Source organism: Pseudoalteromonas sp. TAE56 (genome assembly GCF_000497955.1).
In the GTDB taxonomy this organism is placed as follows: domain Bacteria; phylum Pseudomonadota; class Gammaproteobacteria; order Enterobacterales; family Alteromonadaceae; genus Pseudoalteromonas.
Genome location: NZ_AUTN01000070.1, coordinates 36,792 through 63,349, shown reverse-complemented (window position 1 = coordinate 63,349; position 26,558 = coordinate 36,792). Strand labels below are relative to the sequence as shown.

Below are 26,558 nucleotides of genomic sequence, written 5' to 3'. Positions count from 1 at the left end.
CTTAAAGTTGAGTTAATTTAACAACACCTTCAATATTTGAATCAACAACCAGCTTATGACCAGATTGTATGAGATGCTCGGATTTAGCAGGTGACTGTCCAATTTTATCAGCAAAATGGACGTCCATAGCAAGCGGTGAAACGTCTTTTACATTATTCGCTTTAAAAATCATCACTTTCCCTCCCTCATATTCTGGACTTAACTCTTCACTAACAGAAGCGAAGAATGTTTCAGTCAACACTGAGCCCCTTTTATATTTATCATCAAACCAATCTGGAAGAGGTGACTTACCAAGTCCCCGATAAAATACTCCTGATTCAGAAGGTAGTTTGTCCAATGCTAAATTTAGGCTACAAACTAAAGCCTCTTCAGCTTCAGTTAGTTTAGCACCACTCAGCATCTTAGGTGCTAGCCTGCCCTTCATGAAAAAGTTTGTTGTATAACCCATTATTAAGTAAGCATCCTTTAAATTAATTTCATGCTCATTATTATCTACATAATTTTCAATATGCGTTTTATAATCGACCCCGGTTTCATTTTCAAGCTTATCATAAAGGCTTTCTATTTCCGCTCTTGTCCTATTTGTTGCATTTGCGACTTCGTCCAGATACGAAATAGGTATTCCTTGATTGTTTACATCTGTCGTAAGCATATCCAAATAGGAGATAGAAGTATTATTTATACCAAAAATAACTTCATCGGCTGTAAAAGGAGAGGTTTCTAATTCTGAAAGCTCAATCAACTTCTTCCTCAATTTAGATGGTATAGCTGAATTAGCATCAAGTGCAGCTTTTACTTTTGCTTGCCCTTCTTTACACAACAAACCCATTGGATCTACCCAATTCACCGGATTTGGCACATATTGATAGTGGTTTATGCCACCCACAAGCCCTATCGGATCTTGATTTATAAAACGCTGTTGTTTGGGGCTGTAATAGCGGTAACGGTTGTAATGCAGGCCACTCTCTTCATCTAAATATTGCCCCTGAAAACGAATTGGCTGAGTGAAGGTGTTTTCTTTATTAGTGTCAGGCTCAGCTTTTGGCTCCTCATAACCATATACATCGGCTTGGTTTTCCCATACGACTTCTGCTTTGCTGTTGGTTACAAAGCGTGGGGTGTTAAGTTGGTCTAGGTGGTAGTAATACACCTCACCTTTTTTTATCAACGCGACTGGGTGAAACTGATTTGGCAGGTTAATGTACCACGTATATTCACCGTGCTGGCATTCACCGATTAGCTGGTCGTTATCCCAAATGTAGTCAATTTTACCGTGCTCGGTGTGCTTGGCGATACGACGACCTAATGGGTCGTAGTCGTATTGGGTGAGCGTGCCGTTGTTGTTAAAACAGCTTAACTGATTAAACGCGTTGTATTCACGACGGGTTTTTATGCCTTTGCCGGTTTCGCGTATTTGGTTACCGAACTCGTCGTAGTAAAAGTCGCTGTCGCCAAATTGTGTTAGGCGGTCAGCGTCGGTGGCACTGTTTATTGTGGTGTTGTTAGTACTTTTATTGTTTGCTACTGAGTCAGCGTTGCTACTATTTTTACTACTACTTTTACTACTACTTTCATTACTGTTTGGTGCTAACTCATTGTATTCGCTATGGGTGGCGTGTGTTAAATCAATAGAAGAGCTGGCTGTATGCTCGTTACTGGCAGCCTTATGTTTTGCACCTTGCTCGCTGTTAGCTGTATTACTAGTGTCTGTTCCGCTATTGTCTGCATCGCTTGTGTTTGATTTAACTGTTTGGCTTTGCGGGTTACCAAAGCTATCCCACTGGTAATGTGTGGTTGTATCGGCACGTGAGCTTGCCAATGTTTGTTGTATTAACTGGCCGAGGCTGTTGTATTCAAAATTGATATTTTGGCTGCTTACACCTTCGTTTTTACGGGCAATAAGCTGGTTTACGCTGTCGTAGTTGTACGTACAGGTATCAAATAATGTTTGCGCTGGATGTGTAAGCTGTTGCTGCGTTAAACGGTTGAATACATCAAACTGTTGAGTAAGGGTAATACTGTTACCAAACTGCTGGGTCTTAATATTACCTTGGCTGTCGTAGCTTAATGTTACGAGCGGCTGTGCAAGTTCTACCTCTTTGCTGTTGGTTTGCAGTAAGTTAATACCGCTTAGCTGGCCAAACTGGTTATAGCTGTATTTAAGCGTGGTTGAGTCTGGCAGCGTAAGGGTTTGCCTTTTGCCGTATTCGTCATAACTGTATTTTAAGGTATGCGCTTGTTGCTGGTTATTAATTTGCTCGGCGCACAGTAGCCTGCCGCCTTTATCAAAGCGTTGTTTAAGTGTTGATTGCGCATTATGTGCACGAGTAATTTTACCTTGCAGGTTATAGCTGTAGTAATTGGCGTTATTAATTATATGTGAGTCGCTTGCAAGGCTTGCATGCTGCGCAGTTACGCGGCCAAGGCTGTCGCGCTCTATTTTTACATGGCGTTTGTTGCTTTGCGTTACTGAGGCTAAGCGGTTACAGGCATCGTATTTATATTGCTGTAACGTGCCATCAAACCCGGTTATTTGTGTTGGGTTTTCGTTCGCGTCGTAACTTATGCGGTATACATGGCCGTCGCTTCGCTCTATGGCTGTTAAGTTTCGCTCTTTGTCGTATGTTAAATGCAGTGCGCTGCCATCGGGCTGAATAACACAATGCGGTTGGCTTAGCCCTTCAAAATATTGCTCTGTGGTGTCGCCTTTGCTGTTTTGCGAGCTAATTAATCGCCCTGCTTCGTCGTAGCTAAAATATTGATGCTGTTTATTTTCAGGCTCGTTTTCATCAAAGGCAACTGTTTGTGTAAGCTGGCCGTGCTCATTGTATTTATATTGAGTGAGTAAGCCTGCGTTATTAAGTGTGGCATTTACGCGGCCTAAGCTGTCGTAGCTGTAACGTATTAACTCATCGTTATGATGCTTTGCTAATAGCTCGCCTTGCTCGTTCCAAATAAACTTGGTGATTTGCCCATTTTTATTAATATGCTGGGTTAACTGGCCGAGCTTATCGTAGCTGTATAATGTGGTGCGGCCATCGCCAAAGGTTTCGCTTTGTAATAAGCCAGCCACACTGTATTTACGCGTAATGGTTTGGCCATCAGGTAAGGTAGTTAATACACGTTGCCCAAGTTGGTTGTAAGCAAAATGGGTTTGGCTACCATCTGGCTGCGTTATTGTTTCTAATTGGCCGAAAGGTGTGTAGCTATAGCGCGTTGTGCTGCTATCGGGCTTTATTTCACTGAGTTTTTGGCCTTGTGCATTGTATGTATATTGCCAAACATTGCCGTTAGGGTCGGTATGTTTTACCAATTTACCTTGTGCGTTATGTACAAAGTGCTCTTTGTGACCGCGAGAGTCTATACAGGTTGTTTCACCGCACTCAAGGTTGTATTCAAACTGGTAAGTATAGGTGTTGTTATCGCCCCACTGCTTTATACATTTAGCGCTGGGTGAGTAGCTATCCCACTCAAAATGATGGCTAAAGCCACTGGCTCGGGTACGCTTTGTTAATAAATTAGCGGCGTTGTAGGCGTAGCGCTCAGTTTCGTTTTGCTGATTAGTAGACTGAACAAGGTTTTTGTTTTCGTCGTACTCATAGCTTGCTAGTAATGGCGATAGCAATTGTTGTTTGTTGTTTTTATCGGTGTAGTACGCTGCTATTTTGCTTAAGAAACCTTGCGCGTTGTAGCTAATAATACAGCCGCGCACTTTGTTTACTTCTATACGGTGTAGGCGCTCTTTAGCATCGTAATAAAACGCGATGCTTTGGCCTTTTTCGTTAATTATTTTTTCAAGCAACCACGCGCTTTCGCCTGGTTTAAAGGTAAGGTGTTGGTCATCTGGTGTTACAAGTACTTGCTTACCATTTGTTTGGTAATGTAGCGCAAGGTTACTACTTAACTGATAGCTCGATTGACCAGGTTTTACCTTTTCGAATCTATGTTTAGCGCCGTGCTCGTCTTGGTACTCTAACCAGTATGTCCCTTTTTGTTTAGGGCCCACTTTTGGCGGTGGCAAGTAATGCTCAGTAAGGCTTGCCATAAAGTCGTGGCGCCAACCATTACCCATTGTTGTGCACACATCAGCATGAGATGAGCGATACAAACGTCGCCATATTAATTGGCGACTCCCTGCTAGGGTAAAGTCGATAAGCGGGAGGATTTCTTCGCCAGAGAGCATTGAAACCGGATCTGAGCGGCATTCTTGATTTGTAATGGGCTCTTCGCTTGCGGTGTTATTGCTCGCACCACCCGTGTTTTTAGCGGGTGCTTGCGATGCGCTTTTCCCTGATGCGGTTGAGCTTGATTTATTGCTCGACTTTTTTCCCGCTGAGCCACTATTAGTATTATCGCTTACTTGAATGGTCGATTTTGCTTTTTGGTGGTAACACGTTACTGCGCCACTTACTAAGGCCTGGGTAAGTACGCTTGCGGTTTCGCGGGCAGAGGCGCTGCGTGGGCAGCTAACGCCAGCGCTATTTAATAAGTTAATTACGTCGAGGCGTTTGGCAGCATCGCCAGTTAGCGCACCACCAATTTCAGCTATTTGCTGTTTAGCACTTTGTGCCGTGTTTGCTACTGCAGGTGCATAGCCAGAGGGCGTTTGGCCTTTACCAGCAACGAGGCAAATGGGGTAACTTGTTCCTTGTAAAACAACTGTATTACTTTGCATTAGTTGTGTACTTCCTCACTTATCCATAAGTATGATGCTGCAGCTTGGTATTTTGATTGTTCTTGAGAAATCACTAACGCGTGTTTAAAGTGATTTACAATAGCTGGGCTTGAGGTCAATTGATATAAATTGACGAGTCCTTCAAGCGCACCAATTTTACCCAATTTGTAATTAGGTAATTCATAATGTGTATGCTCACTAATTAAGCTACTGAGCAATTGTAAATTTGTTAACCACACATCGCTTTCGTGGTTTACGCCATTACCTGGCGCACATATAAAATCTATTTGTTTTTTGCTATTAAGCGCAATGTTAGAAAACATCCCACTTAACTGATTATGCTTTATAAAATCTACAGATGGAGCTAGTTCGTGGCTTTGTTGCATCCAACCCGCTTTACCTGCTGTAACCGTTGCAAATGCACCACCAACACCTTGATAGGTATATTCACCGTTAATATTAGCTTTGTATGTTGCATCTACTGCAAGTACATTCACCTTTTCCCACTGATTTTTCTGTACAAGTTCAATCATTGCATTAGCGCCTGTAGCGCCATAAAACAAAATATGATTTACATGCTGTGGAAATAACTGCTTTAAACTATTTGCTAAAAGTTGCTTGAGCTCGCCTTGGTATTCAAGCGCAGGAAGCAACCAAACTAAAGGCGCTTGTAAGTCTTCAACTTTTGCAAATAATTCTTTTGCCTTTAATACGCAATCGTAAATGCATGCATTCCACGATTGCCATTCTTTAAACTCATTTGATGGTGGCTTTTCGCCGTATAAAAGCTCATCTATGTCTTGTGAAAATGGCGCTAAAAAGGACTCCATATTAATATTAAAAGCATTCATAGCGGTGCCTTCGCATCTAGCTTTTTAGCTGTAGCGTGCTGGTAATAGCTGTATAAGTTAAATACAGCTTGGCTATAGCTATCCATAGCAGACATTTCTATCGCATTTAACTTAGTATTTAATGCCTTTCCAGCTATTAAGCGCAAAGGTGAAAGCTCACTTTCGTACTTTGGCCAGTTAGTTTGTAACTGGCGCTTAAATTCACTGCAGGATAGCGCATCACCTTGCCACGCTTGTAATTGCGTTTCAAAACTCACCAATAAATCAAGCTTATCACCAAGCAAGCGCCTTATTAAAGCAATAATAGTACGTGGTTCTTCAACTTTACTTAAAGAGGTATTAGCTAAAGGAACAAGTTTTGCAAAGCTACTTTGCAGTAATATCTGCATGGTTTGATCAACCGTTAAGGTGTTACTTGCATGGTTGCCAACTACGTTTACTTGTTCCCAACTTAGTGATAATAAAAAAAGCGACATTAACGGGGAATTAATAAGCCCAGCATTGCATAAGTGTTTAAACGTATTTATTACATCGGTATTTTTTGTTTGGCTGCTTACTAAAAAATTTTTATCCAACGCAGGCTGCAAATGCTCAAGCGACTCTTGATTAGTGGTTAATGCAAAGCCCAGCGTTTTTAAATCAATATAAGCGATTAAATTAAAGCTATGTTGTTGTAATAACACTTTATAAATAATTAATTTAGTTAGGCTATGTAAGGTGGGCTCATTCATTAAAGCGTTAATAAACGCTAGGTTAATGTTTTGGGGCAAATTAGCCATAACTTCAATACATGCTTGTGCTGTGGAATCAATGTTGGTGTCACTTTGTAAAAAAGCAATTAATTGTGCTAAATCTGGCTGGCTGAATTTTTGTGTTACGTTATTTTTTTTAGCCGTTAACCAACAAGCTTCTAGTAACTTTGTTTTGAGCGTTTTTATAAAACCTACGCATGTAAAAGGGCAATATTGTGCTTCACTAATTGCTAGCAGTTGCGCTTTATGATTACTTAGGTATGTATATAGCAAGGTTAGCCACCTATTAATACTGTAGGATTGCCAACAACAATTTTACCACCATGGGAACTGTCATCACCCATTCTAGCGGCTGGCTTACCGTTAATTTTAACTGAGCCAGAACCCGATTTAATGCTATCTGGCGGGCCAATACACACCATCATGTCGCCTTTACGCGCAGCGGGCATACCACCAATTAACACATTAGTTGAGCCAATAACTACAGGGCCGCCTACATGCGGCACTGTGCCGGTTGTTTTAGGGCACACATGCATGTGACCAATTGTAGCTGCGGGCTTACCCATAAAGACTCCTTGTCTGTTTATATTTTTATAATAAACTAATCAAATAAAGGGATTATTAATAACTTACTGTGCGCCACTAAAAGCGATAAACACTCTATTAATTCACTTTGAGAGTAATCTGAAAGTGCAACTGGGCTTTGCATAGCATATTGATATAATCCCGACACAATATCTTCACTATTTAATGCTGGGTGTAAATTATTTAAAAACTGGCTAGCGTAATAACCATTCATTGCTTTTAAGTGACTTAATGCTGGATTTAGCAATGGATCGTCGGGTCTATTAATTGGTAAGCATATTAAATATGCCAACCCATAACGGCAATATACAACATATCCGTTATTATTAATTCCGTTTCTTAGCCCTGTGTAATAACTGTTTATTATTTCCATATTTGCACTAATTTAATTTAATTATTCCGGCTGATAAAGTTATAGCACTGCCGTCAACTTTAACATTACTACCTTTAATATCTATATTAGTACCTTCGATAGTTATATTACCACTACTGCTCATTTTAATTTGTGCTGAACCTGTTTTAATAATAATTTCATCACCAGCTTCTATATTTAATGTTTTGCCAACTTTTAAAGTATCGTTGTCGCCCATTTCGGCAATACGATTTTTAGCAACTTTAAGGCTGTCGTTGTTAGCAATATCTACTTTTCTGTCGTTGCCAATCTCAACATTATGGTCATTGTCTGTTTTGTCATTTTGATCGTTTTTAACGTATAGCTGTTTGTCTTTTTCTGCCTGAATATATAAAAGCTCGCTGCCTTTTTTATCTTCAAATCTAAGCTCGTTAAAATTATCAGCCCCGCCTTCTTTTGTAGAGCGGGTTTTTATACCGCTTTGTGTCTTTTCAGCAGGCAATGCGTACGGAGGCATTAAGTCTGCGTTATACACTGCCCCACTTATTATTGGTTGATCAGGGTCGCCATTAATAAAATCAACCAAGACTTCTTGGCCAACTCGTGGGAAGAAAAAAGCGCCCCATTTTTTACCGGCCCAGTTTTGCGATACGCGGATCCAACATGAGCTTTTTGAATCTTTTTTACCTTCACGATCCCAATCAAACTGTACTTTTACGCGTCCAAATTGGTCAATCATTATTTCATCGGCGCTATCACCGGTTACAATGGCTGTTTGCACACCGTTAATTACAGGCTTTTTCTTATTAATTTGGGCTCTGTAAGGAATTTCTTTTGGTACACATTCAAAGTGGTTTGAATAAACTTCTTCTAGCGATGACTGCTGCGAACCTGATTGGTTGGGTACTGTAATTGAAGTCATCATAGAGGTAATTACAAATGTTTTACCTTCAAGCCGTGGGTCTTCATGTTTTTTAAAACTAAATAATTTACCAACCGTAAATGAGCGACAGTCACTGCGGCCACTCGAAAGCTTCATGTCTCTTTGTAGTGATTCTAATTGTACTGACGCTAAATTAGCAGCACGCGGGTGGCACTCTTGCTCGCCCGTGTATTCGAAAATCTCAGAGACCGACTGCGTAGGAAGTTCAGGGTTTGCTTGCTCGCCATCAGGATATCGAGATGGCTGTTTAAAATCGTAACCAACACGTTTAAAGCTACCTGGGGCTATACTTAAACCACCTTGCCAACGCGATACATGCGATTCGCTTAAGTGACCAGTTGAAAATACAACCTTACCTTCACCACACACCTCATAGGCTGTTATATCATCAGCTAAAACAAGCGTATGGCTACTGTTTGAGTGTTCAAAAAAGTAAAAAATACCTTCTTGTTGAAATAAGCGCTGAATAAAATCAAAATCGGACTCTTGGTACTGAACGCAATATTCGTACTTAGGATAGGTCTTACTTGTTTTATCGCTAAAGGCAACATTGTGTTGGCCAAATAAATCAGCAAATATTTCTTTAATTGTTTTCTTTTGAAAGATGCGGCTGTTTTTACGGTTGCGCATAGAAGCTGCAAAAGGAACTATGGTGGCTTGATAGTCGATATAGTTTTTTTGTTCGTCTACATCTGCTGTACGGCTTCCGTTTGAAACCAAGTGACTGACTATGCCGTGGTAGTAACGCTCACCACCGCCATCTGCATTCTTTACTTTAATTGATACAGGTTTACCAACTAGATCTTCGTGTGCTATTTGTTTTCCAATGGTGTACATATTGGCAGACATAACAAATAAATCAGACATTGCCTCCTGGGCAACAAAACGAGTTAAATAGAGGGCATCTTTACCAGCAGGGGTGCTTATTTGAATTACGTTTTTATCTTGTGTTGCTTTTTGCATTCCTTGCTTTTCCCGTCCTAAAGATCAAAAAAAGCTCTGAGCAATGCCCAGAGCCATTATGAAGGTAACAAATATTACATTTGTTGACCTTTAACACCGCTGTAACCGTATACAAGTGGAGCAGTAATGTTATTTTTGTCGTCTGTTGGAGTAACAGTCATCATCATTTCTGTGTAGCTGATAGTGATTGTTTCGATCGGACGATCGTTTTGTACTGATACTGAGTAGCTAGAAATCATTGCATCTGTAAGTTCGATTTTCATGATTTCTTCAACTTTATCACCTTGTTTAGTGATATGGAAAACAGCTGGTAAACCTTTACCGATTGTCGCTTCTTTGAAAAGATCCGGAGATGCTTTATCTTGAAGTTTAGTGATTGTTACATCGCCTAAACGAGTAGAGCTTGACTCACGGTCCATCGCTGTACCAGTAGCTGAGCTAATTTCACGACTTACATTCCAATCAAGAGATAAAACTGTAATTAAATCTTTGAAAGACTCAGCAGTAGTTTCGCCTTTGATTGAACCGTATTTTAAATATGTATTTGCTTGCATTCGATAATGCTCCTTTTTATTAAACAATGTTATCCATTAATACTGGATTCTTTACTTTGGCTTATACCAAAATTCCTTTGAAACCATTATCTTTAATACAGCAATGAAAAGGCCTTCTGATTCCTTTCCTTAGATGAAGACAATGTCTCAAAAATTCCATGTAGTGATATCAGGCACCAAAATTATAATGCCCTCAAACTAAAGAAACAACCTTAATAACAAGTTATTTCAAATTAACTTTAATTAATCTTTAATTCAGCTCTAGTTCAAATTCATTATCTTTTATTAATAACGATATACTATTAATTTCTTTGTCTTCAATCATGCTAGAAAGTAAAACTTCAGACAATAATGGCAGCACTCTGTTTTGCAGTATAGTGTGAATATTACGTGCGCCTGAGCCTGCATTTTGACAATTAGCAATAATATACTCAATTACATCATTATTATAAGTTAGCTCTGCATTGTAGTGTTTTTTAACTCGTTTAATTATTTTGTTTATTTGAATAGCTGCAATTTCAGTAAGAATATCATCACTTAACGGTATATAAGGTATTACATTAATACGCCCTAAAAACGCAGGTTTAAATGACGCGAGTAAATCATCTTGTAATGCCTTTAATAAACCCTTAATACTCGGTTTACTTTCTTCGTCTTCAAATAAACTCATTGTGGTGTCTGTACCCACGTTTGAGGTCATAATTATAATTGTATTCTTAAAATCGATATCGCGGCCTTCACCGTCTTTAATTGTACCTTTATCAAACACTTGATAGAAAATATCTTGCACGCCAGGGTGTGCTTTTTCCATCTCATCTAAAAGTACAACACTGTATGGTTTTCTTCTTACCGCTTCGGTTAATATGCCACCTTCACCGTAACCTACGTATCCTGGGGGTGAGCCAAGTAATAAAGACACTTTATGTTCTTCTTTGAACTCAGACATATTAATTACGGTAACGTTGTCTTCACTGCCATATACTTCTTGAGCAAGTGATAGAGCTGTTTCGGTTTTACCTACACCGCTCGGCCCAGCTAACATAAATATACCATTAGGGCGGCTTTCATCTGCTAGCTGAGCACGCGATGTTTGAACAACTTTAGCTATTAAATCAAGAGAATGGTCTTGCCCTACAACGCGTTGCTTCATTTGTGTGGCTAAATTTAAAATCCCATGAATTTCATCTTCATGCATTTTACCAACAGGAATACCCGTCCAATCTGAAATAACTTGTGCAATTAGCTCCTCGTTGACTTGCCAATGCACCATATTATGTTCAAAAGCGGCTAGTTTTTCTTTACTAGCTCTAAGCTTATTGAGTACTTCTTGAGATGACTCTTCATCTTGTGAGTTAATAAGCTCTAACGCTTGATTAAGCTCAGCGACTATTTCTTTTTCAGTTTTAAATTGCGCTTTTAAAGGCTCTAATTGCTCTTCAATTGTAATAAGCTCTGCTTTTAAAGTGTCTAACTGCTCTGCGTGATCTAAACCTGTTTTTTGTTCTCTATTAAGCATTTTTACTTGTGTTTCTATTTCGCTTAAGCGATTTACAAGCTGCTCAATAGTATTTGGAGTAGATGCTTGGCTCATTGCAACACGTGCACAAGCTGTATCTAATAGCGCCACAGCTTTGTCTGGCAATTGTCTAGCCGTAATATAACGATGAGATAAATGCACTGCGCCTTCAAGTGCTTGCTCAGAGATAAACACCTTGTGATGCTTTTCCATTACCGGCACTAAGCCACGTAACATAGCTACGGCTTTTTCGGGCGTTGGCTCTTCAACTTTTACAACTTGGAATCGGCGCGTTAATGCAGCGTCTTTCTCAAAAAACTTTTTGTATTCAGCCCAAGTAGTCGCCGCTATTGTGCGTAATTCGCCACGTGCTAAAGCGGGCTTTAATAGGTTTGCCGCATCATTTTGACCCGCTGCACCACCGCTACCAATCATGGTATGTGCTTCATCAATAAACAAAACAACCGGATTTACCGCATTTTTTACTTCGTTGATAAGCGATTTGAGGCGATTTTCGAATTCACCTTTCATACCCGCACCAGCTTGTAGTAGTGCTAAATCTAAACTGTGAATTTTTACATTTTGTAATACAGCCGGTACATCTTTTTGAGCAATTCTTAACGCGAGCCCTTCAACAACTGCTGTTTTACCTACACCTGCTTCACCAGTTAAAATTGGGTTGTTTTGACGACGCCTTGTTAAAATGTCAACCATTTGGCGAATTTCGAAGTCACGACCAAGAATAGGGTCGATTTTTCCAGCGAGTGCTTGGGCAGTTAAATCAACAGTGAATTGATCTAAGCTTGGGGTTTTAGAGCCAGCATTTGCCTGAGTCGACGCATTTTGTACTGAATAGTTACGCTCTTGAGATTGCGCAACGATTTCAGGCCATGCATGAAGCAATTGACCTGGTTCTATTTTATTAAATAACTTACTACAACGTGTTACTAAGCTGGATAATGTATCGTCTTTGGTAAGGGTATAAATAACATATGCACTACGAATTTGATTATCTGTAAACTCAATACTAGTACTTAACCATGATTGCTTGAGGAGACTGGTTACATGCACTGACAAACTAGGAGATGACTCACTACCCGTTTTAAACGACTCTAATGATTGATTTAAATCCTGCTGAACTTTATCAATATCTATATCGAATGAGCCAAAAATCAGTCTAACGTCATCTAGTTGCTGCTCAATCATTGAAAGTAGCCAATGCTCAAGTTCAACCGTGAAATGACTGCGGCTATTACATATAGCAACAGCACCTTCTAGGCTTTTTCTGCAATCAGGACTCAGTTTTTCAACTAGTTTATTCAGTGTCATCGAAGACATACTTTTTTCCTTTTAATTTTAATTATCCCTTAAACGATAACTTAGTAGGGTTAGATTTTAATTTGTTATCTTGTACAGATAAGAAGCTATTGGCACCTAACTGACACTCATTTTTTGAAAGTTTAGCGGCACCTAAATTTTGAAAATTTGACTCAATGACTAAGCGAAAGTTAATGGCATTTCCAACATAGTCTTTTGTTATTTTATTCGCGATTTCGAAAAGCGGACCTTTGGGCAAAAGTTGTTTTGCTTTATCTGGATCATCTGATTTTATGTGAATTTCGATATTAGAAGATACGTCCCATACTTTATTTCCAATCATGGTATCAACGCCTAAACGGGCGTGCTGGCCTTCATATAATGTTTGGCTTGCTAAACGGGTTTGTTCTTGCTCTTTTAGCTCGTGCCATTGGCCAACCATTTGTTTAATTGATACTTCACAGCCTAAGTATGACGAAAGTACATTTTTTAAATCAAATGCATTTCTAATTTTACGGCTATATAAACCCGAAAAATGCAGTTGGTGTTCGTTGTAACCACCACTTAATAGACCCAGTATTTGTGTATAAGGATCTCTGTTTCTATCTTTATTTACGTGATTAAGCGATGGTTTATATTTTTTCCAAGCACGGTAATACAGTGAGATTAAACGATGATTAAACATGTCGTAAAAGTCACGCATGGTTGTATCTTTATAGCGCAAACGCTGCATCACGAGTTCGCTATAAAACTGGGGTAAAGCGCCTGAACAACCCGTTAGCCCCATAAAAGAAACCTGCATATTTACTTTATGCATACCGTCTTCGAAACCTATTTCTTCTAATTTGGTAATTGCATTACCTGGATAGCCAAACTTTTGGGTAGCTGTAAACTTAATCAACTCTTGCTTTGGATTACTGTCGTAACCGACATGTCGATAATCTAAGCCGCGCTTTTTGAGCTGATTTTCAATTATGAAAACAGCTTTATAAAAATCAATTTGAGAAGCTTGTGAGATTATTTGCTTAATCATAATAATGGACTGTCACCCACTCTTGCAGGCCATTGAAAATAAATTTGTTCTTGCTCTTTAAGCCTTAAGCTTAAACGTGTGTAGCTATTTATTGCTGCAAATTGAGCAAAAAAGTGATCAAGTATTGATGCAAAGAAAAACATCCCGCTGCCAGAAAAGTCATCGTTAGCAAATGTAATTTCAATTTCGCTGCCTGTTGCAAAGCTTACTTTACCTTTTTGAATCACACGGGCAGTTGAGGGCTCTATTACCACTCTATAAATATTATCTATCATGCCTTTAGTTTGTGGTGATGCTCTAAAATCGTATAAACGCAAAACTTCCTTAAGCTTATTACATGCGTCTTCACCACTAAAGGTATCAAGCGTTAAATGATTAACTAACTGCCACCGTGTTGCATCAGCTAATATAGGTCTCACTGCATGAGTAAATGGCGTTAAACATCTAATTTTTTTAATTACATCGCCGCGCTCAGGCATTAATAAACCAAGTTCATCATCACCAAATGGCATGCTTGCCGGTAGGTTACGATTACTACAATTTGCGCGCACAGTAAGTACAGAGTTTCCGTCACCATATTCCATAGCACTGTTTTCAAAAGTAGCATCAACTAACGATAAAAATGTTTCGGTACCTGACTCTACATAACCGCCAGCCCAAGAGGCAGTTTCTCGACGAATATGCCAAAACAAATCATCATGTCCATGATATTTAGGATGTGTTTGACCATAAAAAGGCGAAACAATTTGTTTATTGCCCTTATGGTCAAATGCAATAACTTCCGATATACCAATTACTTCTGATATTTCCGAGTCCATATAACGTGGTGTTAACTGATATTCATATTCACTGATCTCAGGTCGTATTGGCTCAAGCTCTTGTTCAAATAAGTTTATTATTGGTGTACAGCCTAATAAGAACATATCTTTATCTACTTGCTTTTCAAGCTCAGCAGATTCAGTATCTAGGTAAATATAAATACTACATTTATTAGATTGCTTAGGGAGTGATGAAAGAATGCCTTCAAGCTCAAAAAACCTAAACTTCTCAGGAAAAGTAAAGTTTTCGACGAGCAAACGATATCCGGCAGATGAGCGCTGCGAATAAGGGACCACTGCTTCGTTAGAATCAAAGCCCACTGCTTTTAATTGGCTTTTTGACAGATATCGAATACCTTCATCGCCATTGTCTATAGCAATACCAATACTATGTTTGAACAGTAGTTCGTAAACTTTAAGTGTATGATGCCATTGGCCATTTATAAAAATTCGTAATTTTTCAAGGCCAGTTTCTGCAAGCGAAACCCCTTTATACTCACCTGTTAATTCTATTTTGAAAATAGATTTTGCTTTTTCTTGCCAGCGAGGCTTAGGCGCTACAAATGGGCTATTATCAAATTGCACATTTGTTATTTCGACAGGCCAAAGGTAGGTTTCATAACACGTTTGAAATTTACATTGCTTCATTGAGTCAACGTTAGTTTCTACTTCACTTGCCTTTGGTATAACCACACCTGCCGTAGATAAGTTCTCAGCTTCGAGCTTAACAACTGACATTGATGGAATTGGCGCTTGGTAATCTGGTAGCATTTGCCCTAGCAAAGCATCCGTTAACTCCGGGAAACTATCGTCGAGCTTTTGCCTTATATTGGCAGTTAAAAATGCAAAAGATTCTATTAATCTTGAGACATGAGGGTCTTCAATATGATCTTCACTTAACTTTAAACGCCCTGCAACTTTTGGATATTTTTCAGCAAAGTCTTTACCTAGATGACGCACAAATGCTAATTCACGATTGTAATACTTCAATAACTCATCGTTCATAATGATGCCTCAATAATCTTCATACCCAAGTTCACGGGCTCTACTTCTGAATCAAAACTAATAAATTCTGGCTCAGGATCGGCGTATAAAAGCGCATTTATTCTTAAATTTAATACTCTATTTAAAGGTACTTCTTCGTCAGTGAACACTTCAACTTCAAGAAACCGTGGCTCAAATTTTAAAATTGTATTTCTGACGGTTTCGCACAGTAATGCGCGCCCTTCGTGAGAGCTTACAGACATACTCGAAAAGTCAGGTAAACCATAAGACAAACATGAAGTAGCCAGCTCGGTGTATTGAGTTGGCCATGTATGCCATTGAATTCGAGCATTTAGCAAAGCTTCTATATCTCTGCGCACGTTTTTTCTAAGCTCACTAATAGTGATGCCTTCGGTACGTGATGGTGCATCCTGGAAGTCGGGCTCATCGTCAATGAGCCTATCTATAATGGATGCTTGAAGCTGTTGTTTATGCTCTATCATGGTTGCTTAAGCTTAAATTATGCTGTTTCAAGTGAGCTTATTTTTAAATTTGGGATGGTGATAGCCTCATCATCAACAAACAGCATTTTCATGCCCTTACCTATAATAAATTCATCTTTTAACTCAACCCAGTCAGACACTTGACCTAGCTTTTCAAGCTCCGATTCAGAGTTAATATAAACAAGTGGTAAATGAGCTGTACCTGACGGACCATCTTTAATTGTAATTTCAACACGTAACCAAATACTTTCTAATAAAGATTCTACTGGCTCCATTTTTAACGATTCAATTTCGTTAAAGTTTGCTAGATAAAACTCACCATTAGTACCTAAAACCTCTAGGTACGGGCTTAAGCAATCATCGAGATCTCTTGTTGATGCCTCGTCTGTGCTAACTCTTAAAGACTCCATCTCTTGAGCTAACTGAGCTGCTTCGTCAGTTGAGCCTTCTAACAGAGCAACATGCATTTTCAAAAATAGTGTGTCTAACTCATTCGCATCATGAAATAACTTAGGAATGCCTTTACCTTGATAAAAATCTACACGAGATTGCTGAGCACGAATTAAGTGCCTTAAATTTACTGCACCTACTGCAAATTCTGGATTTTTTTGTACCATGAAATCTAGCTGTTTATCGGCTTTTTCAAGTTCACCATTTATGCAAAGTAATTCGGCGTAAATACTTCTGATATCAAAGTTTAATGGCTCATCTTGAAGCTCTGTAGCACAACAAGATAATGCATCAGTAAGTTTCCCCTCGCGAATTAAGCTATGTATTTTTTTCATGACTATTCCTTTATTTTATGATGAGGACTGAGCTCTGTAATTAATTTAATACTGGAGATCATCTGATCTAATTGAAAATGTGGCTGTAATTGTAAAACAGAAAAGTAATGCCCTGGATTGGCTTTATTTTCACTGACTTTTATTCTGGCATTACTTAACGGGTACTTACTTCTTATATGCTCGGAGGAGGAGTCTGAAGCCGTTGTATAATTATTTATCCACGCTTGTAGGTCTCGCTCACAAGCTTGTGCCGTGTTATAAGAGCCGACACGGTCTCGAGCTAGTAGCTTTAAATAGTGAGCAAAACGAGATACACACAAAATATATTGCAGCATTGAAGATAAGCGCGCATTAATATTAGCGGCACTTGATTCATAGTTTTTGGTTTTTTGAACCGATGCATTACTATAAAAAACAATGTGTTCTGTATTAGTCACTGACGATGTTGGAATAAAGCCAAGTTCAGAAAATTGCTTTTCAAACTTACTTGTCACTAACAAGTTTAGTGGTGGCTTTGCTTCTTTTTGATAGGTGTCGTTTGCAAAACTGTCTCTCGCCAGCCCTGTAACCAGCCCCTTTGAAATTTTACCCGGCTCAATACCACGAATGTGACCAAACCAGCCACTATCGCAATATGCTCTTATTAAGGTAGATACAAATTGATATGCGGCATTGCCCCAAAGCATATCGCTTTCAGGGTCTTTAATTTGTTCTTTAAAGTAAAAATCTTGATGACGTTTTCCATCATTGCTATATGGCGGTCTAACTAATACATGAGGAAGCGTAAGCCCAATAAAACGAGATTCTTCCATCGCTCGAAAGCTTTGCCATTTAGCGTATTCGGGTTGTTCAAACTGGTTAAATAAGTCTGCGTAATAGCCTAAATCAGAAAAGTTGTCTGCACCAAATAAGTTAGGAGAAGCTGAGCAAATAAATGGAGAGAAAGCAGCGGCAGCGGTTCTAGATATTTCTTTTATTGTGTCTATGTCATTATAAATTGTGCCTGCTGAGCACATGTTACTAATTTCATAATCACCTACTACTACACCAAATGGCTCGCCACCTGCGCTATCAAACTCACTTTGATAAAGTAGTTGAAAAAATAGGCTTTGGTCAAAATCAATAGCTTTGTTTACATCTTTAGAGAGTGTTGCCCAATCGCAGTTCAATACTTTTATTTTTACTTTATTTTCTTTGTCGTATTGTTCGCTTTGAAGTATCAGCCACCAAAGATTACGCCAACTGGCTTCTAGCTTTTGAAATCTATCATTATGAATTATGAGGTTTAATTGTTCTGAAATGAGTTGATCAAGTTCAACAATTACGCGCTGTAAATAAGGACCAAGTGATTCTTTAGTCCAAGATATAGGTGAATCTGAAGAGCCTTCAAGCCATAACAACAAGGCTTTATCTAGGTTTTTTTCGTTTAAAAACCTATCGAGTAAAGCCTCATTATCACTTATTCTAGACTGCGCTTTTTGTACAAAAGCGAAGTCTTGATTTATAAATGAAAACTCTTCGTGATTCATTCTACTGCATTATCCTTAACGCTAAAGATCAGTTTATTAACCGATCTCTGGAATTTTAGCTACAAGACGTAAAGAAGAAGTAAGCTCTTCCATTTGTAGCCAAGGTCGTAACCATGCAACTGCATTGTATGCACCTGGCTGACCTGGAATTTCCTTAACCGATACTTTTGCATCAGCTAGAGGATAACGCGCTCTGATATCTTGACCACCACCCTCAGTCGCATTTACGTACGATAAGATCCAACGGTTTAACCAAGATTCAACATCTTCCGCTTCCATAAAGCTACCAATTTTGTCGCGCGCCATTACTTTTAAGTAATGAGCAAAACGAGAAGTAGCCATCAAGTAAGGTAAGCGAGCCGATATTGCCGCATTTGCTGTTGCATCAGGAGTAGAGTAAATTTGTGGTTTTTGACAGCTTTGGCCACCAAAAAATACTGCATAATCTGTATTTTTGTAATGACAAAGAGGTAAGAAACCTAACTTGCTTAGTTCTGCTTCACGTCGGTCTGTAATGCCAATTTCAGTCGGACATTTAAGATCTGGATCGCCATCATCGCTAGTGAAAATATGCGTAGGAAGACCTTCTACTTTACCGCCACCTTCAGCACCACGTATTGCAGTACAAAAACCATACTGAGCGAATGCTTTAGTCATATTAGTAGCCATAGCATATGCAGCATTACTCCAGCAATAGTCGCTGTTATCAGTGCTTAATGAACGGCCATCTTTTGGCTCTACTTCAAACTCTTCGTAGTTAAATTCTTCAACTGGTTTTGAAGCTGCGCCATAAGGCAGACGAGATAGGAAACGAGGCATTGTTAGTGATACAAAGCGTGAATCATCACTGTCTCTAAACGAGCGCCATTTTGTGTATTCTAGAGATTCAAATACTTTTTCTAAATCGCGAGGTTTAGTTAGCTCTTCCCAATTATCAAAACCAAATAATGAAGGAGATGAAGCTGCAATAAACGGACAGAAACCAGCTGCTGCAACATTAGACATTAGGCTTAATGTTTCAACGTCTTCAGGATGATTAGTAAACTCAAAGTCACCTACGATAGTACCGTAAGGTTCGCCACCTGGAGTACCAAATTCAGATTCATAGATTTTCTTAAATGTTTGACTTTGATCAAATTCAACAGCTTTACTTAAGTCTTTATGAAGTTCTTTTTTCTTCATATTTAGCATACGAATTTTAAGTGTAGCACTTGTCTCAGAATTCATCACTAAATGGTGCAAACCTCGCCAAGAGCCTTCTAACTTTTGAAACTCTTCGCTATGCATAACTACACTTAGCTGTTTAGATATTTTTTGGTCGATTAATTGAATCGCTTCATTAAACGTCACTGTCATGTTTTTGTTCCACTGAACAGTCCCTTTTAAGGCTTCTTCTGTCAGTGTTTTAAGTAACTCTTCTGCACGGCTTGCATCTGTTTGTTTAGTTGCGCCAATTGCTTGCTCTAAAAGTGAAGACGTTGCTTCTGAAGTAGACTCTAATTCAGTACTTAGTTGCTCTGTACTCATTTTTCAGTCTCCTCTATTTTTAGTTCTTTTGCGATAGAGTCTAAGCTTGCTGTATTGCTTAATACTTCTTCAAGTACGTTTTCTAATTCTTCTGAGCGATCAATCTTAGTCATTAAATCGCGTAACTTGTTGCGTGTTTCCATTAATTTACGTAATGGTTCAACTTGATTCACAACAGCTGCTGGCTCAAAATCGTCAATCGATTTAAAGTTAAGTTTTACTTCAAATTCAGAACCATCATCATTAAGCGTATTATCAACTAATAATTTTAGTGAAGGGCTCATACGCTTTAAAACGTCATTAAAGTTTTCACGATCTATTTGCACAAATCGTCTATCTTTAAGTGGTTTTAATGCTTCAGTGTTATCACCAGAGAAGTCGCCCATAACACCAACAACAAATGGTAATTCTTTTTTTACTGCAGTGCCTTCAGTTTCCACATCATAAGTGATGTGTACGCGAGGCTTACGAACTCGTTTTAATTTATCATGGATACTCATAGAGAACTCCTTTTACTTATGTTTCAGTTTCGCTGATTTTAATGCCAGACAACTTAAAGTACCCAGTCCTAGCATCACTATCTGTAATTAATTCATTTAACAATTCAGGTAGCGACAACTCGCTCCATCGAATTACTTGCTCTATGGTGTAAGACATAGGCGAGTGTGGTTCTGTTTTTCTAAAAAAAGATGCAATTTCTTTGAGTTTATCTATCGCACTTTCTCTTGAGTTAATTTCGTTATTAGCTTTTACAGTTTGATTTACAGTAGTTTGACCTTCTTCGTCATCACTGTGAACAACTTCTTGTACCGCATTGAGAGCTGCTTTAGCTTTTTCTGCAGCTTCAAGTTTATCAGCCGCAACATGTTCAACAGCTCCAAGGCTAACTTCTAACGCTTGCTTTATGTTAGACGTTGGCTGAGGTTGACCTGTCACTCTATCCATAACTTCGCTTAATAAAGCAAACTGTTCAATAGCACTTTCGATATCATGCTTCAAAGTCACAAAAAATTCAGTACTGGTTTCTGATGCACTTCTTTCTATGAGTTCATAGTCAACCGCGCCTAGATTAAGCTTTTTCTCTCTTTTTTCATCACTTAAACGAGAAATGTCGTAGCCTTGTTGATACTCCCAAAAAGAGTACGATTCCATACTGGAACTGTCTGTCAAGTAGATGCTTTTAATAGGAATTATTAAAGTACCTTCACCAGCAGAGCCATTAAGACCAACTAAAGCTGAAATTTTATCGGATAACTCATCATCGTCATCTAATGACGGATACAGCTTATCAAAATAACTATCGAGCAGATTATGAGCAACCTTAAAACCAAAAGCTAAGCCTTTAAAACCGTGAATACGGCAAAGGCCTTCTATAAACCAAGCTAAATATTCAATATCTTTGCTTTCGTTTTTAATTGCTTTACTGCATTGTTCTAATAAAGGAAGCCAATCTCTTGCTAATGAAGAAATACCTTCTTCATCAACCAACGCATTTCTTTCTGCGGCACGAAGCTGGTTTCTTAAATCTTTTAAGGCGTAATAAGTCGACGTAGGAGAAACATCAGAACGGGGATCAATACCTGCAATCTCGGTGTCTGAAATAGGGGAAATATACTCTTCAAATAAAAACATTCCGTCGTCCTAATAATTATCCATAAAACTCTAATAAAGCTGAGCGGATTTTATATTACATTCTTTATAATAAATTACAAGCCTAGTTACAATTGAGTTTAAACCTTAATTATTGCTTTTACATAAACAATTAGAATATTAATATACTTTAAATTAATAAATGTAATTAAAGTAAAAACTCAAATAAAGTAAACTAAAACAATTTCATTTTAAAATAGAGCTACCTTGAAAACAATGGAATTGTAGCTTCATCTTGAATGTTGAATGTTTCTGAATTATTGCCAGCATAACTTTCATCGTACTTTATTAAAATACACGTTACGTTGTCTCTTGCACCTCTCACTAATGATGAGTGCATTAACGCCATTCCTGAATCAATAATACTACTTGGCTCTAATGACAAACATATGTCTTCATCTGACAATTCGCCGGTGAGCCCATCTGAACAAAGTAAAAATATATCGCCTGTTTTCACTTCATTTTGAATAACGTCCACTTTTACTTCTTCGGTTACACCTACAGCCCTTGTGATTACATTTGATAATGGATGCGTCTTAGCTTCTTCTACTGAGATAATCCCTTCATCGATTAAATCATTTACTTGGCTGTGATCTCTTGATATTTGCCTAAGTTGACCATCTCGCAGCATGTAAGCTCTGCTATCGCCAACCCACAAAACATAGTACTTATTATTTTTTAAAAATAATGCGGTAACTGTACTGCCCGCGGTTTTACTACCTAGATATTGGGCACTGTATTCGTTTAATTGCCTATTAGCATCTTCAATGGCTTCAACTATGTATGATACTTCTAGTTTTTCAAGTGGAAGCTCTTCAATTTTTGCTCTTAATACATCTACAACAAGTTGGCTGGCAACTTCACCAGCCTCGTGACCACCCATCCCATCTGCGACAACCCATAAGTTATGGCTGTTTATTTCTACATGCGCATCCTCGTTAAGCTGCCTGACAGCACCACGATGGGTAATTGCATAACTTGTACTAAACTTGCTAATCACTATTTCTTACCTGTGTAAAATTCCATTCCCAGTGTTTCCACCTTCCATCTAACATTGCCGCAACTTGATTTACCGCAGGCAAGCCAGGAGTTATAAGTACCATTGGTTTTATGTTGCAAGAGCCATGCGTCCACCAAACACTGTAATCGCCATGTCTTTTTAATAAAAGAGCATGCATTGCATCTTGAAGAACTTCATTCGATAACTCATCACCTGAAAACTCAAATGCTTCTGCACTTTTATTTTTATCTGCTGAATTTAAAAAGCTAACCTGCTTTTTAACTCCAGATATAGCACTTAAAGACTTAGCAACCTCTTTACGCCAAGAAAACAAATCAACGGAACTATCTAGAACTTTTAATACAGTATCTTCATACTCTAAAGAGAACACTCCTGAGTTTAAAACTTCAATCGGTGCTTGCTCTAATGTGCTTGCAACTGTAAAAGGGTAATGTCGTCCCACGGCATCCATACTCGGAAACAACGTGCCCATAACCCCTTTGTCACCAACAATATTTGGCGATAATGCAAAGTGCCATACTGGTCCGGTTAAGTAGTTATCTTGCCATACTTCACCTAGTTGCTCTTTACTCACTGCAATAGCAGCTTGTAGCCATTGCTCCCAATGCTCTGAAAACTCTTTCGATACGTTATCTTGTACAAAGTCACCTAAACTAGGCACTTTGCCAAGATAACCAATATTTATAATCGGGTCGGACATGAAAACTTCTCTACACTTTTGTTCCAAAATGGATGCCTGATTGATTTAGGCAATAACTCGACTTTCGCATTGTTCCCCATGAGTGAAAAATGTAACTCTAAGTCTTCACGTGTTTTTGCTCTTTTAGCACTTAACTCGTCTAACATACGGTATAGCGACCATTCACCTTGGTAAGTTGTATTAATGGGGCGACCACCACTTGGAGGAGTAAATTCAATCCGAGTATTACTTTGCCCTGTTGATCCTGGCCATACAAAGTTAGTTATTTTGATTGGCCCATGACGATATGACATAGATTGCCCATCAATTTCGACCCTGAACTTTGATACTGATTGATCTAATTCTACAGTCCTTAAACCAAACTCAATTCTTGGTGTTGCACTACCGCCATCAAAAAAGACAGTTTGAATTTGATTAGCAAGCTCAAACATCGCTAATGTATCTCGGCTAATGCCTATATCTTTTTCAAATTTCCATGGCGTTGAGCTCATATCTACACTAGGCGCAATATAGTTTGTGAAAAAGCTATCAATTGTTCCACCTGGGCCGAAAAATCGAGTGAAATCTTTCATATTCACTTCTTTATCTGCGTATGGAGAGAACGGATAACGGCCAACAATTGCAGCGTTATATTCGCGTAACACCTTACTTTTCCACATCTCGTTTAAGTGTCTGTTGGCACTATTTTTAGTTATATTGCTAGTATCACGACTGATATCTAACAACCAACTATTAAACGGATAAGGTAAGTCTCGGCTTTGGAACTCAAGTTGACGAATAAAGCTTGGCTTACTTTTACCGCTAATTTGATCTTTAATTGACGACTTTAACTGATCGCCTCTATCAAGTTTGGTTAAGTAAACGTTTAACTCTCTCAGGTTTTTCTGAATATTATCTAATTGTTGGGCATCAATTTTTATTACATCTTCAAAGGCTTCTTCAACTTGATGACCCGGTAATTTAATATCAAATTTAGGGGCTTCGTCAGGTAAAAATCGTTTGATACGATTAGCCTTTGTTTGCATAGCAATTTCAGCAGCATTTGCTGCCACTTTACCTGCAGCCTTTTGATTATCAGATACTGGTAATTTAGTTAGCTGCACATTTTTTTGAACAGCAGTGATAATATTTTTAATAGGAGCTTCAGAACCCGCTAGAGCATCAGTGATATTAACCCCCTCAGCAGGAGAGCTATATTGATTAAGGCTCAAATCATCAATAAATGATTGCCAATAATAGATATAATCTTGAAAATATCGCTGCTCTAGCTTTTTCTCTATTTCATCTTTAGAAATATCGTAGGTACCCGTGGCCTCTTCACCATACACCCAGCTACTTGCCATTAAATTACCAAGCATTTTACTTTTCTCAACATTAAAAATGCCGTGGAAACCATTAAATGTATATAAGCCAGGAATACTTCGCGTAAGCTCACCGTCATTTCTAAAAGTAAATTTTTGCGCACTTTCGAAACTAATAATATCTGTAAGCCTAAATGGCGGGATACTGCTATCTAAGAAGTCGGCTTGAAGTCGTTGGTATGCTCGCTCAGCAATTGGTAGCTTAGTTAGCTCAGCTCGTGCAACACGCACTGCTTGATTATCAATTTCAATTTGGCTAACACCGTTTTCAAGTAATGTAGCAACATGCTCCATCAGCTCTACTCTGGTTTGCATATTTTTATCGCCTGGTAAATTACGTTCTAAATACGCGTTAAACCATACCGTTATATCTTCGCCTTCAAAGTATTCAGGCTGAAACAACATGAGGTAACACTTCAGTGTTTCGTATAAATAACTCAAGTGCTCAGGATGAGCTTCCATTTCTTTAATTAAGGTACTTGCAATAAACGGTTCTAAATACGTTTGCAATGAACGGTCGTAGGCTTGTGTAGAAGCCATTTTTATTTCATTTAGTTTGTTAAACCCAATTGATTTAGACTCTTGTGTATTAACAAGTTCAGGGTTGCTTGCAGGTAAGTTTCTAAGAGCTTTTAATCTGTCGTTTAATACCAATAAGTTATTACGATCAAATGAGGCGGTATCAAGCTCTTGGTACGTTGCAATCGCATCCTCAGTCTCTGAAATTAAGTTACTATTCCAAGCAAAACTAAAGTACCACGATGTTGAAAAACCAAATAAAGCTATGCATGCAAGCGATATGCTACCAACACGAAGCCATTTATTTTGTTTGTCATGATGTTTGTTAGTGCTTGCTAAGTTTTGCTCTGGAAAAATTACACCTTCTAATACATTCTTTATAAAAAAGCTTTTAGATTGGTTAATGTATCCAGATTCGCCTGCGTTTGCTTCGTTTAAAAAGCTTGATGGCGTACCTTCTTGCGTTGCACTTGTAAGATAAACACCACGAAACATTGGTAGTTCTTCGTATGCATTAGGAGTGAATATTTCTTTTAAAAAAGCATCTCCTACACCTTGTAGCACACGAAGCTGCCTTGGGAATTCGAATATTTTAGCGCGAATTTCTTCGTTTCTTTCATTAATTAATCTACGATTTAACATCTCGGTTAATTTAGAAATTAATGTGTGAAATTCTTTATTAAATGCATCTACTTGCGTGTCTTTATCTAAATCAAGTTCAAAGGTTACGCCCCAGACCTGCTCACATTCTTCTTCAGTTAATTCGCCAAAAAACTCTCTAAAGCCTTCTATTAAATCAACTTTAGAAAAAATAACGTAAACAGGAAAAGTCATGCCTAATTGGCTTTGTAGCTCTTGTAATCGCTGTTTAATAGCGCGAGCATGTAGGTTTCTCTCAGTTTTGGTCTGGCTCATAAGCTCAGAAATACCCATACTGATCATTACACCATTAATCGGCCTAAGAGGACGGTACTTACGAAGTAATCCTAAAAAGCCTTCCCATGCACGTGAATCATGCTTTGCGTGGCTGCTTTGCGTTGTGTAGCGCCCTGCAGTGTCAATTAAAACAGCTTTATTGGTAAACCACCAATCACAATTACGCGTACCGCCAACACCATGAACTAAATCAACACCCAGCTTATCCTTTAGTGGGTAATCAAGCCCTGAGTTATGAATAACGGTAGTTTTGCCAGCCCCTGGCGGTCCTATCATTATGTACCAAGGCAGCTGGTAAATGTTTTTACCTTTGAACAGCTTTACATCTTTTAAAAGATCGATAGCTTCGTTCATTCGCGTTTTAAGCGTGGTAATTTCTTCATTTACTTCAGAGCTATTTGTATCGCTATTACTATCAATTAACTCATCAGCCATTTTTTCGTCTCGTTTGCTTTGTTGCATAAGACGATAAATTTTAGACACAGAAAAAACCAATAAAACCAATATAATAGTAAACAGTCTTGCTGCAATACTTTGTAGTGGTACATAGTCAGCTATCGCTATTAATGGGCCGCCAAACCAAATTAGTAATGATAAGGCCAAAAAGCCAATAACTAGCATTGCCGTACGAGATGTAAGTGCGTAGGTCACTTTTTTTATTTTTTGTGAAAAACTCATTTCAGC

The 26,558-nt window shown here is 38.5% G+C and carries 19 protein-coding genes; all 19 read right to left on the bottom strand.

Annotated features, from left to right (window positions below):
• Nucleotide 1: 1 nt before the first annotated feature.
• Nucleotides 2–4,675, bottom strand: coding sequence for an RHS repeat-associated core domain-containing protein (locus L656_RS0105950; protein WP_024598502.1), 4,674 nt, complete (start codon nt 4,673–4,675; stop codon nt 2–4).
• Nucleotides 4,675–5,526: a hypothetical protein gene (locus L656_RS0105945; protein WP_024598501.1), complete on the bottom strand. Its 852-nt coding sequence runs from the start codon at nt 5,524–5,526 to the stop codon at nt 4,675–4,677. The genes L656_RS0105950 and L656_RS0105945 overlap by 1 nt, the downstream gene beginning before the upstream one ends.
• The gene (locus L656_RS0105940; RefSeq protein ID WP_024598500.1) at nt 5,523–6,551 is read right to left on the bottom strand and encodes a hypothetical protein; all 1,029 of its coding nucleotides are present in this window, start codon (nt 6,549–6,551) and stop codon (nt 5,523–5,525) included. The genes L656_RS0105945 and L656_RS0105940 overlap by 4 nt, the downstream gene beginning before the upstream one ends.
• A gap of 2 nt (nt 6,552–6,553) precedes the next feature.
• Nucleotides 6,554–6,844: a PAAR domain-containing protein gene (locus tag L656_RS0105935; RefSeq protein WP_024595244.1), complete on the bottom strand. Its 291-nt coding sequence runs from the start codon at nt 6,842–6,844 to the stop codon at nt 6,554–6,556.
• Between the two features lie 35 nt (nt 6,845–6,879).
• A complete protein-coding gene (locus L656_RS0105930; protein ID WP_024598499.1) occupies nt 6,880–7,236 on the bottom strand; it encodes a hypothetical protein in 357 nt (118 codons plus the stop codon).
• Between the two features lie 7 nt (nt 7,237–7,243).
• Nucleotides 7,244–9,121 carry a type VI secretion system Vgr family protein gene (locus L656_RS0105925; protein WP_024598498.1) on the bottom strand — a complete coding sequence of 626 codons (1,878 nt, stop codon included), beginning with the start codon at nt 9,119–9,121 and terminating at the stop codon, nt 7,244–7,246.
• Between the two features lie 74 nt (nt 9,122–9,195).
• Nucleotides 9,196–9,675, bottom strand: coding sequence for an Hcp family type VI secretion system effector (locus L656_RS0105920; RefSeq protein ID WP_024594574.1), 480 nt, complete (start codon nt 9,673–9,675; stop codon nt 9,196–9,198).
• Between the two features lie 250 nt (nt 9,676–9,925).
• A complete protein-coding gene (gene tssH, locus L656_RS0105915) occupies nt 9,926–12,529 on the bottom strand; it encodes a type VI secretion system ATPase TssH (RefSeq protein ID WP_024598497.1) in 2,604 nt (867 codons plus the stop codon).
• A gap of 22 nt (nt 12,530–12,551) precedes the next feature.
• A complete protein-coding gene (tssG, locus tag L656_RS0105910; protein WP_024598496.1) occupies nt 12,552–13,541 on the bottom strand; it encodes a type VI secretion system baseplate subunit TssG in 990 nt (329 codons plus the stop codon).
• Entirely contained in the window at nt 13,538–15,364 is a 1,827-nt protein-coding gene (tssF, locus tag L656_RS0105905) for a type VI secretion system baseplate subunit TssF (protein ID WP_024598495.1), read from the bottom strand. Before tssF ends, tssG begins: the two co-directional genes overlap by 4 nt.
• Entirely contained in the window at nt 15,361–15,846 is a 486-nt protein-coding gene (gene tssE, locus L656_RS0105900; protein WP_024594570.1) for a type VI secretion system baseplate subunit TssE, read from the bottom strand. Before tssE ends, tssF begins: the two co-directional genes overlap by 4 nt.
• A gap of 17 nt (nt 15,847–15,863) precedes the next feature.
• Nucleotides 15,864–16,631, bottom strand: coding sequence for a type VI secretion system accessory protein TagJ (locus L656_RS0105895; RefSeq protein ID WP_024598494.1), 768 nt, complete (start codon nt 16,629–16,631; stop codon nt 15,864–15,866).
• Nucleotides 16,632–16,633: 2 nt separating this feature from the next.
• A complete protein-coding gene (gene tssC / locus L656_RS0105890; RefSeq protein ID WP_024598493.1) occupies nt 16,634–18,160 on the bottom strand; it encodes a type VI secretion system contractile sheath large subunit in 1,527 nt (508 codons plus the stop codon).
• A gap of 36 nt (nt 18,161–18,196) precedes the next feature.
• Entirely contained in the window at nt 18,197–19,687 is a 1,491-nt protein-coding gene (tssC, locus tag L656_RS0105885) for a type VI secretion system contractile sheath large subunit (protein WP_024598492.1), read from the bottom strand.
• Nucleotides 19,684–20,187 carry a type VI secretion system contractile sheath small subunit gene (gene tssB / locus L656_RS0105880; RefSeq protein WP_024598491.1) on the bottom strand — a complete coding sequence of 168 codons (504 nt, stop codon included), beginning with the start codon at nt 20,185–20,187 and terminating at the stop codon, nt 19,684–19,686. The genes tssC (L656_RS0105885) and tssB overlap by 4 nt, the downstream gene beginning before the upstream one ends.
• A 16-nt stretch (nt 20,188–20,203) precedes the next feature.
• Nucleotides 20,204–21,319, bottom strand: coding sequence for a type VI secretion system protein TssA (gene tssA, locus L656_RS0105875; protein WP_024598490.1), 1,116 nt, complete (start codon nt 21,317–21,319; stop codon nt 20,204–20,206).
• 220 nt (nt 21,320–21,539) lie between these two features.
• The gene (locus L656_RS0105870; RefSeq protein WP_024598489.1) at nt 21,540–22,337 is read right to left on the bottom strand and encodes a PP2C family protein-serine/threonine phosphatase; all 798 of its coding nucleotides are present in this window, start codon (nt 22,335–22,337) and stop codon (nt 21,540–21,542) included.
• A complete protein-coding gene (tagF, locus tag L656_RS0105865; RefSeq protein ID WP_024598488.1) occupies nt 22,330–23,058 on the bottom strand; it encodes a type VI secretion system-associated protein TagF in 729 nt (242 codons plus the stop codon). The genes L656_RS0105870 and tagF overlap by 8 nt, the downstream gene beginning before the upstream one ends.
• Nucleotides 23,040–26,552: a type VI secretion system membrane subunit TssM gene (gene tssM / locus L656_RS0105860; protein ID WP_024598487.1), complete on the bottom strand. Its 3,513-nt coding sequence runs from the start codon at nt 26,550–26,552 to the stop codon at nt 23,040–23,042. The genes tagF and tssM overlap by 19 nt, the downstream gene beginning before the upstream one ends.
• Nucleotides 26,553–26,558: the final 6 nt, after the last annotated feature.